This window comes from Arthrospira sp. PCC 8006 (genome assembly GCF_046480465.1).
GTDB lineage: Bacteria > Cyanobacteriota > Cyanobacteriia > Cyanobacteriales > Microcoleaceae > Limnospira > Limnospira platensis.
Map to the genome: position 1 here is coordinate 1 of NZ_PKGG01000158.1, position 12512 is coordinate 12512.

The window sequence follows — 12512 nt, forward strand, 5'->3', positions numbered from 1 at the left end:
TGCTGGGGGGTTGAAAGGGCTGTGGCTATGGCTTACGAGACTCGCCAACACTTCCCGACTGAAAGAATATGGATCACTAATGAAATTATCCATAATCCCTCAGTTAATCAACATTTGCGGGATATGAATGTTGAGTTTATCCCGGTCAATGACTCGGACAAAGATTTTTCGGTGGTGGGTAGTGGTGATGTGGTCATCCTTCCTGCTTTTGGCGCTAGTGTTCAGGAAATGCAAATCCTGAATGATAAGGGGTGTAAAATTATTGATACTACCTGTCCTTGGGTTTCTAAGGTTTGGAATACGGTAGAAAAACATAAGAAAAAACAGTACACCTCAATTATTCATGGTAAATATAAGCATGAAGAAACTGTGGCTACGAGTTCCTTCGCTGATAAGTATTTGGTGCTGTTGAACTTAGCCGAAGCAGAATATGTGGCTGATTATATCCTTACTGGTGGGAACCGTGAGGAGTTTTTGGCTAAGTTTGCTAATGCTTATTCGGCTAATTTTGACCCAGATCGGGATTTGGAATCTGTCGGTATCGCTAACCAAACTACTATGTTAAAAAGCGAAACTGAACAAATTGGGAAGCTGTTTGAACGGACGATGATGCAAAAATACGGCCCGGCAAATCTCAATGAACATTTCCAAAGTTTCAATACTATCTGTGATGCTACCCAGGAACGTCAGGATGCGATGATTGGGTTATTAGAAGAAAAGCTGGATTTAATGGTAGTGATTGGCGGTTTTAACTCTTCTAATACTACTCACCTGCAAGAGATGGCGATTGAACGGGGTATCCCTTCTTATCATATCGATAGTAGCGATCGCATTCTTGAGGGGAATAAAATTGAACATAAACCCCTTAATAAAGACCTGGAAATTTCTGCACAATGGCTACCAGAAGGAGAAATTATTGTCGGTGTTACCTCTGGTGCATCCACTCCTGACCGCGTGGTGGAAGAGGCAATTCAAAAAATCTTTGCCCACAAAGCCCTAGCGGTGACAGTGTAGTTATCATATCCCCCCTTGGGCATAATTTGCGGATGCTCCGGTAGGTAGAAATGCTGTAAATGTTATGCGATCGCCAAACCGGAGTATAATCAAAAAATACGTTGTTCCTATCATAATTTGGAGGAAATAAAACCATGACTTTGCGATTAGGTGATACCGTCCCTAACTTTACCCAATCCTCTTCAGAAGGAGAGATTAACTTCTATGATTGGGCGGGGGATAGCTGGGTTGTCCTGTTCTCCCATCCAGCGGACTATACCCCTGTTTGTACTACTGAATTAGGCACTGTTGCTAAACTCAAACCAGAGTTTGATAAACGCAATGTTAAAGTAATCGCCCTCAGTGTGGATGATGCGGACTCCCATAAAGGTTGGATTGGTGATATCAACGAGACTCAGCAAACTAATATTAACTACCCGATTTTAGCTGATAGCGATCGCCAAGTATCGGATCTTTACGATATGATTCACCCCAACGCTAACGCATCTTTAACCGTCCGTACTGTTTTCGTCATTGACTCTAACAAAAAGTTACGCCTGACCCTAACTTATCCCCCTAGCACCGGACGTAATTTTAGCGAAATTTTGCGGGTGATTGACTCCTTACAACTCACCGACAACTACAGTGTGGCTACCCCTGCTGATTGGCAAGATGGGGAAGATTGTGTAATTGTTCCCTCCCTCAAAGATCCGGAAGAACTCAAACAGAAATTTCCTAAAGGTTACAAGGAAATTAAGCCCTATTTACGCATGACTCCTCAACCTAATAAGTAGGATATTTAACCTTTGAAAAGTAGGGGATGAGTGGATGGATTTATAATTGCCATAATCTTGATAATCTCTCATCCCCGAATTATCACAAGACCAACATTTAAAAAATTTGCGATGGATATCAAACGTGGCTTTGTAGAAGCTGTAGGAAACACTCCCTTAATCAGATTAAATAGTTTTAGTGATGAGACGGGTTGTGAAATTTTAGGAAAAGCAGAATTTTTAAATCCTGGCGGTTCTGTTAAAGATAGGGCGGCTTTATATATTATCGAAGATGCCGAAAAAAAAGGTTTGCTAAAACCCGGCGGCACAGTGGTAGAAGGTACGGCCGGAAATACAGGTATTGGTCTAGCCCATATTTGTAATGCTAAGGGCTATAAATGCGTGATTGTGATACCTGAAACTCAATCTGTAGAAAAAATGGAAGCCTTGAGAACTTTGGGCGCTGAAGTGCGCGCAGTTCCCGCTGTTCCCTATAAAGACCCTAACAATTATGTGAAATTATCGGGACGTTTGGCGGCGGAAATGGATAATGCCATTTGGGCGAATCAGTTTGATAATTTAGCTAACCGAGAAGCACATTATCAAACCACTGGACCAGAAATTTGGTCTCAAACTGATGGCAAAATTGATGCTTGGGTGGCGGCTACAGGTACGGGGGGAACCTTTGCGGGGGTGTCTCTGTTTTTGAAGGAAAAAAACCCGAATATTAAAACTGTGGTGGCTGACCCAATGGGTAGTGGTTTATACAGTTATGTGAAAACTGGTGAAATTCAACCCCAGGGAAACTCAATTACTGAGGGAATTGGTAATAGTAGGATTACTGCTAATATGCAGGATGTTCCTATTGATGATGCTATACAAGTTGATGACCAAGAGGCGGTGCGCGTGGTTTATCAGCTTTTAGAAAAAGATGGGTTATTTATGGGGGGGTCTGTTGGTATTAATGTCGGGGGGGCGATCGCATTAGCTAAACAAATGGGACCCGGACATACCATTGTTACTGTCTTATGTGATGGCGGCGGACGTTATCAATCTAAACTCTACAATAAACAATGGTTGGCTGAACGGGGACTATTACCCGTCAGTTAAAATTTACCCTCATGGGGAATGGGATTAGCTAGTCAGTCCTATTCCCTATCTTTTCACGACTATCAATAAATGTACTTTTGGCGATCGCTATAGTCACCGCTTGGCTGATTTTTGCCCCTTCTGGCGTGAGATTTTCCACTCTATAGATACATTTAGGAATCAGTAAGGTTGAAACTCCCGCCGCCTGTAATGCTGCGGCTTCCGCGACGCTGGGGGTGGCGGTTTTTTGCTGTACTACCATGGAAGGATTGGGAACCTTGACACCCTGCAATTGTTGGGGTGAAAATGTCTGTAAAATCCAGTGGCGATCGCTACATAATTCTACTAACCCTGGTTCATCAGCCTTTCCGTCTATGGTAGCAATCCCAATGATAGCATCTTCCGCTAATTGATGTTCCTGAAATACCTGTTTAATAGCGGTTTCTATCACGGGTTTGGGAGTGTGACGTTGACAACCTATACCTACCCACAAAACCTTCTGAGACGACGACAATTTTTTTAGCCACAGGTTTGTCATTAATTCACAAAAGGGATGATTATATCTACTTAAACCGTCATTTTAGCAAACCTTCATCATGACCAACCTCCGTTAAGTGAAATGACGACGAAAACGGCGATCGTGATAATGGAGTTTTTTCCGATTACACTCCCAGCAGAGGGTCTGTAAATTACTCAGGTCATTACTTCCCCCCCTAGCCAATGCAATAATATGGTCAATAGTTAGCCGCGCCTCTTTATTAGTTTTTCCGCAACTTTGACAAGTAAAATTATCTCGTTCATAAACATATTTACGAACAGCCGGAGGGAAAGGAATGCGGGGTGTTTTACTCATGTTTATTTCCTGGTTTGGGGTTCCTATAGCCAACAATCAACGGGGGGGTTAGCTTCAGCCAGATACCAGCATAACCAACCCCTACAAAACTTTTACTCGCTCATCACCGGATTTTTCTCTGTTGGTGTAAACTCAGCATCAAAGATTTCTGGGGAAGTCTCCTGCTCATCCTCAATATTATATGATGGTTCTGTAAAAGCTGGTTGTTGGTAATTGAAAACCGGATCAAGGTCTGTATCCTTAATAGCAGGTAATTTACCCCGTCCTAAACCCATAGCCACCAAACAATCATTAATCGCTATTACTGAGTTATTATAAGCATCAATTGTCTGCTTAATTTTTTCTTGTAATTGATGATTATGCTCCAGCTTTTCTTCCGCTTCCTGTTCCAAGGTTTTAGCTAGATTAGCTCGTGCTGTCTCGTATTGAGAAAAAATCGTCTGAGATTGATGTTTAGCGCCCACCTGCAAGTTATCATTGATAGTCAGATTAATCACAGTCCGAAAATAGCGGAGAACTGTTCTTTTAACCTTTTTCTCAAAGTCAATTTTCAGCAGTTGACGAATAGCGGGTTCCGCTTCAACCATCCCTTGATAATCAGCACTATTACAGGCTTCCCGTAACGTTTGACGTAGTTGGAAATGGGGGACTGTTCCCTCTGCATAAAACTCTGGAGTTTCTCGCACATAAGCACCGCATTCGGTGTTAGCCGCACTAATTACAGCATCATGAACTTTACGCTGAAGTTGATTTAAGGTAGCATCAATACCGCCATCATTACCCAACAGACGATATAGGCGATGGTAAAAGTCAGCTTGATGGACTTGTTCAGTTAACTGTTGGAAAAAGTTAGCCACCAAGGTCTCACAGCACTCTACTAGGGTGACTTTTAAATCATCCGATAAGCTATAAAAAGCCTCCGCTAATATGGCTAACAGAGGAACTACAGCACTATTGGGGTGGTTACTTTGAGCGCTTTTGTAGGCTTCACCTACCGAGAATTTTTGAATCAGTGTATCTAAACGCTCAATCATCTTTCTTTGTAAGTTCCGAAAATCTCGATCATAAATAGCATTCTCGTTACTAGCTACAGTTTGATTAAGATGAGCCTTAATATACTGCTCAAATTCGTCACCTATGGTTTTTAAGTCTTGGCTAAGTTGTCGTAATTGTAAATCCTTAATTGCATCGATTTCTTTAGGTTGATTTTCTAAATCCCACCAGTTTTGCAGATAATAAGACCTTAACGAAATGCAGACAGGTCGGAGGTCTTCTGCTAAGGCTTGAAAAAGCTGGGGTCGGCGGTCTTCGGTGAGATAGCGGGTGATATCATCACGAAACTGATCAATCCCACTATCAAGAACTAATTGCTCCATCAAATTGTAGCCGTGAGCATTCAGAATTTGTAGATACTTTTCTTGATGGGTTTCCGCATAACCTATGGCTGGAGTAATGGGAAAGCTACTCCGGGAAAGTTGACCAGAAGTGAAAAAGTAGTTATTAAATTCTACTATGAATTTAGGGGTCTCTTCCGCCTCTTGATGAGAGAGATTACCCTTGGCAAAAATTGAATCTAAACCCCAGCGATCGCTACCATGAGTTTGACGGATTAACTCCCCATAAAACCCTAATAATCCACTGGTTTTATAAACGCGATCGCTACTGCTGAATTGAGTATGTAAATGACGGTTTAAACAGTTTTTAAGCTGGTCATCATACCAAGTCGCATCAATATAATTGAATACATAAAAAACGCGATCGCGAATCCCAGAATTATTCTGAATGCGTTCTAGTAACTGAGTCTCTTCTGAGGTCAGTTCCCCATTAGCTGCTGTTTTAAATACACAGACCACCGCCGAGGTATCAGAATGCTCAATTTTATCATAAGCAATCTGTGTATCTCGTTGGACAGGTGCATCAATTCCCGGCGTATCAATAATTACATTACCATCTTCTAAGAGGGGATGATGGCAGTAATATTCTATCTTTTTAATAACTGCACTATTTTGACTACGACGAGCATATAAGGAGGCTGAATCAACACCATTATCAGCGAGTTCTCCCATAGATAAAATCGTGTTATTATTGGCGTTGATTTTATCCCGATTCGCTACAAAACCAGCTAACAATTGTTCCAAGGCTTTAGCTCGTTTGGCGCGCTGATTCCGACTTTCCCCCCCCTCTTGTTCATAGAGTGTTTTCGCCGCTTCCTGGAGTCGTTTCGCTTCCTCTATTTCATGAAGATTCCCCGGAGTCGATAACCCCAATGTTTGACAAAGTTCGTGGACTTGCTCCCGAATTTCTACTTCACTTAAAAAGGTCAGCACCACCTTTTCATCTGATGGAGTAGCAGCATATTCAATATAGCAAATAGTACCCGTGGCGTGTCCCTGAGCGCTATACAGCAATTCTCGCCCTAAGAGAGCGTTAATTAGCATCGATTTTCCCGCACTAAAAGCGCCAGCAAATACAATCTCAAATCTTGGAGAAATTGCCTTTTCTAATGACGTTCGGACTGCTGATAAATCCTGCGATCGCAAAGATGATTCCTGCAATAATAGCTTAATTACACTATTGACTTGCTGATCCAAATTCTGGCATTGCGGAATATTCACAGACATGATCTGTACCATCCTTTAATATCTTAAAATCGTCCCCGCTAACTACAGCATCATTTTTAGCTATTCCCGAAAAGATTTTAATTTTTTTGGTCTGACAATTACTAGCCACACCAACACCGACTCCCACCATTGGGGAAGCCTGAATCCAGCCACTGTAGTCAGCCAAGACCCTGACACATTATTCTAGGATAAATAGGAGATTCAGTCAACCCCTTAAAATGGTAGGTTTTCCCCTTCCTAAGCAGTGGCTAGTAGCTTAATTATTCATCATCCGTGTTTATACAGATTGAGATTAATTGAATATGAAAAAAGTGGGGATATTGTTAATTAATCAATAGGAGTAAACCATCACTTTAAATCCAGGATTCCCTGAGTTTTGAGTTTAGGGTTAAAGCGGATTTCCTCCTGTAATCCTCGTTTTTCCAAGGCAGATAAAATATTTACCTCTACTCTTTTGGCGACCGTTTTAAGCAGTTTATCCTTGCCAATTTCATCAAGACTATCAAACTTAGCCACTTCGTCCGAGGTCATTTGTGGCTTGACATCAATAGGTTGATTCCAGCGATCGCTATATTCAGCATTACCAGGAGGAACCGAACCATTTTCAGCTATCCAACCATCGCGAATTGCCTCTAAAAGGGTCTTACTAGGGCGATTAATAGTTTGTACTTTCAGCCAATAGCACCCTTCTGGTTGACGCACTAAATGCTGTTTTATGCTTTGGAAAACATCACGAGAATAGCCTACATATTGTAAAACCTGTGATTGATTAAAAATGGCATAAACCCCGATTTTTCCGGATAAGGATTCTGGTAATTTTCCGGAATCATCCAGATAGGCAATAAATTCCAGACCACTAAGGGGAATTATCTCAGTTGAGGAAGTCATAATTGATTAATTTTGTGCAAGAAACAACAATACCACCAGCCACCGGGCTAGGGCTATAAACAGAGACATTTAAGCCATTAAACTCGACGATAGATAGCACAGAGGCGACTAGGTTTAAAAATCTTCGCCTGGAACATATAATTAGGCGGAACATTCACAATGATATAATCATCGGAGTGATAATATTCTTCTAGTTCCGGTGGCATTCCTTTGGGGGTATTAATGCTGTAGGGGACAGGTTGAAAGAGCAACTCAGTAAATTCTACCCCATCTCCTTGAGTTTCCTGTCTCATCTGATTGATAAATGTATCACTGGTTAGGAGAGTAAACAGTATGGATTTGGCTGATGGTTCTAGGGTAAAAGAGCCATCAAAATTTTCGATAACTTTTAACTTCATAACTCCCATTCAAGGCTAGTTGAGCAATAACAGGTAATCTTCCCGTTGTTGACTGTATATTCTAAACCACTAGGGGGGATATTCCCAAGGGTATAATTGCCCAAAAACTGGAAAATCTGGAGACGGAAAAGATATAATCTCAAAAATATTGCCTACGTTGCTGACAGTTTGCGTTAGCATGACTCTATAACAGTTTTCTCCAAAATAGCGACAGCCATGCAAACGACAGAACCCTCGCCCCCAACCTCTGAAAATCAGCGAGATTGGCTCAAAATTGCCGAATATGTATCTGTGGTCGCCTCTGGGGTGGGTTCGCTGGTAGCAGCGATTATATTTCGCCCCCTGTTACTGGCGGCGGCTCCTTTAACTGTGGCTGTAGCGCTGAATATAGTCAACCGCCAACGCTTTGAGCAACAAGTTAAACAGAGTACGGATGCAGCGATCGCTGATGTTCGTGGGGTGGTAAAATCCCTTTATGATCAGGTTCAGATGTTACCAGGACCGACAGAGGAAAATAGTGACCTAGATCAAATTACAGATGTGCTGACGGAATTACAAAGGGTAACTCAGCGTTTGGAACAAAACGCTTTGCGTCATGAGGATTGGGAAGTGATGAATGTTCGGTTTCGGTTGATGGAAAATACCATCAATGATATGAAACAACATCCACCTGCTACCGTTTCGGAGCATTTATCCCAACCCCCTTTATCTCACGGAAACTTGATTAAAGTAGAACAACAACTAGGGATTATTTACCAACAGGTGAGGGAACTGCAAAACCAGAATAGAGAGATTGTTAAACCTTATTTAAAACGTCTGACTGTCGCGGTCAAAAAACTACAACAAGGTAACAATATACTGAGCTAGTTTAACGGTACTCATCACCGCAGTCGCCAATAATCTCAAATAGGTTTTGTCCTCGATTAGTGACTTGATGAATTTGTTGGCGATCGCTTTCATCTAGGCTGAAATCGAAGACTTTAGCGTTCTCATCAATATGTTGAGAAATGCTCAACCGCGCTCCCACCATGGCTCCCGCCACCGTAGGCTGTTCGAGGATATAGCGAACCGCGACATTAGAAATAGTGACCCCATGGCGATCGCCAATGGATTTTAACACAGTCAGCAACTCTTGAAATAACTTCCAGCCTCCCCAAGCATCAATCATATTTTTATATTTTTTGAGGCTAACAGTTTTTAACATCATAGCCATAGGTTCAGGCTTCCCTAAATACTGTTCCGATAAGAACCCACCACAGAGAACTCCATAGGGAAGTAATTTAATATCATGGGTTTGACAGAAGTCTACCATAGCCAGCAAAGGACGGCGATCGACTAGGGAAAACTGCACCTGATTAGAGACTATTTTAATCCCATTTTCCACAATGACCCGCAAATGTTCAGTATCAAAATTAGTCAAAGCCAAATGCTTAATTTTTCCCTCGGATTGTAGAATAGTCATCTGTTGCAATGCTTCCAAATAGTTATCATCGCGATAATCCCACCAGTGAAATTGAAGCAAATCCAGACAATCCACATTCATTCTCTTGAGAGAAATATCAATATTTTTCTCAACAATATTCCGAGTCATTTTTTGAGGTCTAGGAACCCACTTAGTAAACGCCTGAATAGTTGCTAAGGCTTCCTGACCGCGAGAATTAGCCATTTGTCGTCTAAATTCCCCGATGAAATCTTCAGCAGGTCCATAATGATCCGCCAGATCCCAAGTAGTGTAACCAGCATCATGGTATTGAAACATGGTTTCGATCGCCACCCGGGGATCAATGCGTCCATGATACCCAGAAACCTGCCACATTCCATTTAAGATACGACAGATATTGAGGTCTTCGGTAAATTGGAATCGAGAAGATGATGTTAACATAGCCAATGATTCAAGTTCCTTTTAAGGTTTGCTATCCCCTGAATGGGTCATTTTTATGGAAAAAGTGGGTAATTGCAAAAGACCCCTTGATCTTTTCTGATTAACTTGCCATGATGATAACAGAAAGGCACATTACGAGGGTTTCAAAAGGCGAGAAGCTAAGTGTTTATGGGAACACGGCACTTCTGGCCTCTTTTTTTTTTGGCGGTAACTTATGGTTATTGAGAAAAAGTGGGTAATTGCAAAAGACCCCTTGATCTTTTCTGATTAACTTGCTATGATGATAACAGAAAGGCACATTACGAGGGTTTCAAAAGGTTGGGAGATAAGTGTTTATGGGAGCACTGCACTTCCGGCCTTTTTCTTTGGCGGTAATTTGGAGCGATCGAGAAAAAGTGGGTAATTGCAACAGACCCCTTGCAGTTTGACAACAAACCTTGCATTATAGTGACTGAAAGGCACATTACGAGGGTTTCAAAGGGCTGGAAGCTGAGTGTTTATGGGAGCACTACAACTTCTAGCCTTTTTCTTTTGGGGATATGGTGAGGCTCGACTATTGGGGAGGTTTCTATAGATTAATCGTGATCAATAGCGGTTCTCAAAGTCTGACAAAAACTGGCGATCGCCTCTAATCCCTGTTCGGGGGAACCCGCCGCCAGTCGATTCACAAAAGCACTTCCCACAATCACAGCATCAGCACCCCAAGACCGGACTTGTTTAGCGTGTTCTGGTTGAGAAATACCAAACCCGACACCAATAGGCTTATCGGTGAGAGAGCGCATTTGTTTAAGTAAATCCTCAACCCGGGTCTGAACCTGCGATCGCATTCCAGTAACTCCGGTAACACTGACCAGGTAAATAAAACCCTGGGACTGACGAGCGATCGCCTCAATGCGATCGGAGGAACTGGTAGGAGCCACCAACAACACCAATTCAATCCCCTGTTCCTTAGCTGGATATAGGAGAATCTCAGCCTCTTCCAGGGGTAAATCTGGAACTACTAACCCCTTTACCCCAGCATCCTTAATCTGTGCGAGAAACTCAGGAATCCCCCGATACAGAATGGGATTGTAATAAGTAAATAAGATAATCGGAGCCTTGATGGTAGGGCTAACAGTTTTCAGCATCTCCAAAACCCCATCTAGCCGAGTTCCCCGATTTAAGGAACGGGTAGCAGCAGCTTGGATAACTGGACCGTCAGCCAAGGGGTCAGAGTAGGGAACCCCTAACTCGATCAGGTCTGCTCCATTTTGATCTAAAATCTGGAGGGCTTTAGCGGTAGTATCTAAATCAGGATCTCCGGCTGTGATAAATGGAATCAGCGCACATTGGCGGCGATCGCCATTAGCTGGACTCTCAGAGCGCAACTTTTGGAAACATTCAGAAACTGAAATCATTTCAAACTCGAATATGTGGGGATAGTCCGGTTAGCTTTTTGATTGCTCATCTACAGACCCAGACTCCCGATGGACAGGTTTTTGCTGTTTTTCTTGGTCAACTTCAGCCTGAAGTTGTTGGAGTTGTTCCGGTGTCATTTCCGCTATGCGCTTCTCAATCACCGCTTCCTCGTAATCTTTGAGCTGTTGATTATAGGTCATGGTCTGGGTGACGGCGCGCCATAGGTAGGTGAGTAGCCACAGGACTAACCCTCCCACCAAGATCGCCTGACTCCAAATTCCCGCTTTGCTACTATCAAAGCCTGATAACTGAAAAACCCAGTACAACAGACCTCCGGCTACAAAAATGCCAATCCCAATCCCAATTACATCAATTCGTCGCATCAGCTTTCAATTTGTCGGGGTTGGGGACGAAAATTTAGGAACGGTGACAGCAAAATCAGTCCTGGAAATAAAAAGAAAACCAGAAAGTACATCAGTAACCGCTCTACGGAACCAGCTACATACCAGCGAGTTTTCAGGTAAAAATACAAAGCCCCTGGGGCTACCACTAGGTAGGTGCCACCGAGAATAACATACAGTAACAGTGTAATCAGCATAGTTGGGTGATCCGACAATCCAACGACAGTCTTTATAATTAAACCGCGAAAAGTGACCAGTGACCAGTTTTGCTACGTCACCAATGACCAGCGATCGGGTCATACATATTTGTAGGCGCGGGTTTACGCCGGGTATATGATATTACAGATAGGCTCTATGAGGCTCTCCCACCACTGGCGATCGCTCCCAGTTTTCCCTGATCTCCAAAAAATTTGGGAAAATAGTTGCCAAAATTCCAGAAAGATGCTCAAATATAGATCGTGCTTTTAAACAAGCGACCTGGGGGCGTGGCGGAATGGTAGACGCTACGGACTTAGAAAACTGAGCCTTGGGGTGAGAAATCCCTCAAGTGACTGCTCTCAAACTCAGGGAAACCTAAATCTGTTCGCAGACAAGGCAATCCTGAGCCAAGCCCTTGAAGGGGTGAAGGAAATACCTAATTTCTGGAACTTCTTGATCGGAAGGTGCAGAGACTCGACGGGAGCTACCCTAACGTTAAGCCGAGGGTAAAGAGAGAGTCCAATTCTCAAGGCAATTAGGCGGGGATCAACCTACCTGATGCTGTAGCGAAAGCTGCGAGAGGATGAAAATCCGTTGACCTTCACCGGTCGTGTGGGTTCAAGTCCCACCGCCCCCACTATCATCAAACCCTTATCCGCAGTGCGATAGCGGGAATTTACTTAACCCAATAGTCGTACCGTCACGCTCAATATGCACTCCATTCAGTCTTAGCACACGGGACAATTGGTGCATATCCCCTAGCAACAAATCTTAATTATTGACGGGTTAATCAATAAGCACAACTTAATCAATCTGTCAAACACTATAACTACTGATACATTTACGCGACATTTATCCGGCTATTGCCTGACAATGCGACGATAGCACTATTACCCGTTAAGGTAACAGAGGCGGTATCCCGCAAAGCTTTTAGAAAGATTCCAAAAGCACCGTTCCAGTCCCTGGGTAGAGTGAACCCACACTCAGGACATCGGAACACTTTTGAGCCACCTAGCTG

Annotated in this window: 14 protein-coding genes; 4 read left to right on the forward strand and 10 right to left on the reverse strand. The window is 42.9% G+C overall.

The features are described from left to right. The 3 genes from B9T16_RS19490 to B9T16_RS19500 all read left to right on the forward strand — a co-directional run. A partial coding sequence (locus tag B9T16_RS19490) for a 4-hydroxy-3-methylbut-2-enyl diphosphate reductase (protein ID WP_410245542.1) occupies positions 1 to 1014 on the forward strand: 1014 nt, incomplete at its 5' end. 134 nt (positions 1015 to 1148) lie between these two features. Beyond that, complete coding sequence (locus tag B9T16_RS19495; RefSeq protein WP_006618941.1) at positions 1149 to 1787, forward strand: peroxiredoxin; 639 nt, start codon at positions 1149 to 1151, stop codon at positions 1785 to 1787. A gap of 111 nt (positions 1788 to 1898) precedes the next feature. Then, a complete protein-coding gene (locus B9T16_RS19500) occupies positions 1899 to 2876 on the forward strand; it encodes a cysteine synthase A (protein WP_410245543.1) in 978 nt (325 codons plus the stop codon). 28 nt (positions 2877 to 2904) lie between these two features. Here the strand turns inward: B9T16_RS19500 and B9T16_RS19505 are convergent, their stop codons facing one another. The 6 genes from B9T16_RS19505 to B9T16_RS19530 all read right to left on the reverse strand — a co-directional run bounded on the left by B9T16_RS19505 (position 2905) and on the right by B9T16_RS19530 (position 7615). Further along, positions 2905 to 3393, reverse strand: coding sequence for a cobalamin biosynthesis protein (locus tag B9T16_RS19505; protein ID WP_050856777.1), 489 nt, complete (start codon positions 3391 to 3393; stop codon positions 2905 to 2907). 72 nt (positions 3394 to 3465) lie between these two features. Continuing rightward, complete coding sequence (locus tag B9T16_RS19510; protein ID WP_006618944.1) at positions 3466 to 3708, reverse strand: HNH endonuclease; 243 nt, start codon at positions 3706 to 3708, stop codon at positions 3466 to 3468. A 92-nt stretch (positions 3709 to 3800) separates the two neighbouring features. Continuing rightward, entirely contained in the window at positions 3801 to 6329 is a 2529-nt protein-coding gene (locus B9T16_RS19515; protein ID WP_410245544.1) for a dynamin family protein, read from the reverse strand. Beyond that, positions 6280 to 6495, reverse strand: coding sequence for a hypothetical protein (locus B9T16_RS19520; protein WP_231852191.1), 216 nt, complete (start codon positions 6493 to 6495; stop codon positions 6280 to 6282). The genes B9T16_RS19515 and B9T16_RS19520 overlap by 50 nt, the downstream gene beginning before the upstream one ends. Positions 6496 to 6677: 182 nt before the next feature. Continuing rightward, positions 6678 to 7217: a GIY-YIG nuclease family protein gene (locus B9T16_RS19525; RefSeq protein WP_006618946.1), complete on the reverse strand. Its 540-nt coding sequence runs from the start codon at positions 7215 to 7217 to the stop codon at positions 6678 to 6680. Positions 7218 to 7294: 77 nt separating this feature from the next. Next, positions 7295 to 7615, reverse strand: coding sequence for a hypothetical protein (locus B9T16_RS19530; RefSeq protein ID WP_006618947.1), 321 nt, complete (start codon positions 7613 to 7615; stop codon positions 7295 to 7297). Between the two features lie 216 nt (positions 7616 to 7831). Here B9T16_RS19530 and B9T16_RS19535 point away from each other — a divergent pair, with 216 nt between their 5' ends. After that, complete coding sequence (locus B9T16_RS19535; protein WP_006618948.1) at positions 7832 to 8482, forward strand: hypothetical protein; 651 nt, start codon at positions 7832 to 7834, stop codon at positions 8480 to 8482. A 1-nt stretch (position 8483) separates the two neighbouring features. Here the strand turns inward: B9T16_RS19535 and B9T16_RS19540 are convergent, their stop codons facing one another. The 4 genes from B9T16_RS19540 to ndhL all read right to left on the reverse strand — a co-directional run bounded on the left by B9T16_RS19540 (position 8484) and on the right by ndhL (position 11493). Beyond that, positions 8484 to 9497 carry an aldo/keto reductase gene (locus tag B9T16_RS19540; RefSeq protein ID WP_006618949.1) on the reverse strand — a complete coding sequence of 338 codons (1014 nt, stop codon included), beginning with the start codon at positions 9495 to 9497 and terminating at the stop codon, positions 8484 to 8486. A 575-nt stretch (positions 9498 to 10072) separates the two neighbouring features. Beyond that, positions 10073 to 10894: a tryptophan synthase subunit alpha gene (trpA, locus tag B9T16_RS19545; protein WP_006616113.1), complete on the reverse strand. Its 822-nt coding sequence runs from the start codon at positions 10892 to 10894 to the stop codon at positions 10073 to 10075. Between the two features lie 30 nt (positions 10895 to 10924). Next, entirely contained in the window at positions 10925 to 11278 is a 354-nt protein-coding gene (locus B9T16_RS19550; protein ID WP_006616114.1) for a DUF3007 family protein, read from the reverse strand. Then, positions 11278 to 11493 carry an NAD(P)H-quinone oxidoreductase subunit L gene (gene ndhL, locus B9T16_RS19555; RefSeq protein ID WP_006616115.1) on the reverse strand — a complete coding sequence of 72 codons (216 nt, stop codon included), beginning with the start codon at positions 11491 to 11493 and terminating at the stop codon, positions 11278 to 11280. Before ndhL ends, B9T16_RS19550 begins: the two co-directional genes overlap by 1 nt. Positions 11494 to 12512: the final 1019 nt, after the last annotated feature.

Coding starts and splice junctions, on each gene's coding strand:
- B9T16_RS19495 (WP_006618941.1), top strand. CDS start 1,149: ATGACTTTGCGATTAGGTGATACCGTCCCTAACTTTACCCAATCCTCT.
- B9T16_RS19500 (WP_410245543.1), top strand. CDS start 1,899: ATGGATATCAAACGTGGCTTTGTAGAAGCTGTAGGAAACACTCCCTTA.
- B9T16_RS19505 (WP_050856777.1), bottom strand. CDS start 3,393: ATGACAAACCTGTGGCTAAAAAAATTGTCGTCGTCTCAGAAGGTTTTG.
- B9T16_RS19510 (WP_006618944.1), bottom strand. CDS start 3,708: ATGAGTAAAACACCCCGCATTCCTTTCCCTCCGGCTGTTCGTAAATAT.
- B9T16_RS19515 (WP_410245544.1), bottom strand. CDS start 6,329: ATGTCTGTGAATATTCCGCAATGCCAGAATTTGGATCAGCAAGTCAAT.
- B9T16_RS19525 (WP_006618946.1), bottom strand. CDS start 7,217: ATGACTTCCTCAACTGAGATAATTCCCCTTAGTGGTCTGGAATTTATT.
- B9T16_RS19530 (WP_006618947.1), bottom strand. CDS start 7,615: ATGAAGTTAAAAGTTATCGAAAATTTTGATGGCTCTTTTACCCTAGAA.
- B9T16_RS19535 (WP_006618948.1), top strand. CDS start 7,832: ATGCAAACGACAGAACCCTCGCCCCCAACCTCTGAAAATCAGCGAGAT.
- B9T16_RS19540 (WP_006618949.1), bottom strand. CDS start 9,497: ATGTTAACATCATCTTCTCGATTCCAATTTACCGAAGACCTCAATATC.
- trpA (WP_006616113.1), bottom strand. CDS start 10,894: ATGATTTCAGTTTCTGAATGTTTCCAAAAGTTGCGCTCTGAGAGTCCA.
- B9T16_RS19550 (WP_006616114.1), bottom strand. CDS start 11,278: ATGCGACGAATTGATGTAATTGGGATTGGGATTGGCATTTTTGTAGCC.
- ndhL (WP_006616115.1), bottom strand. CDS start 11,493: ATGCTGATTACACTGTTACTGTATGTTATTCTCGGTGGCACCTACCTA.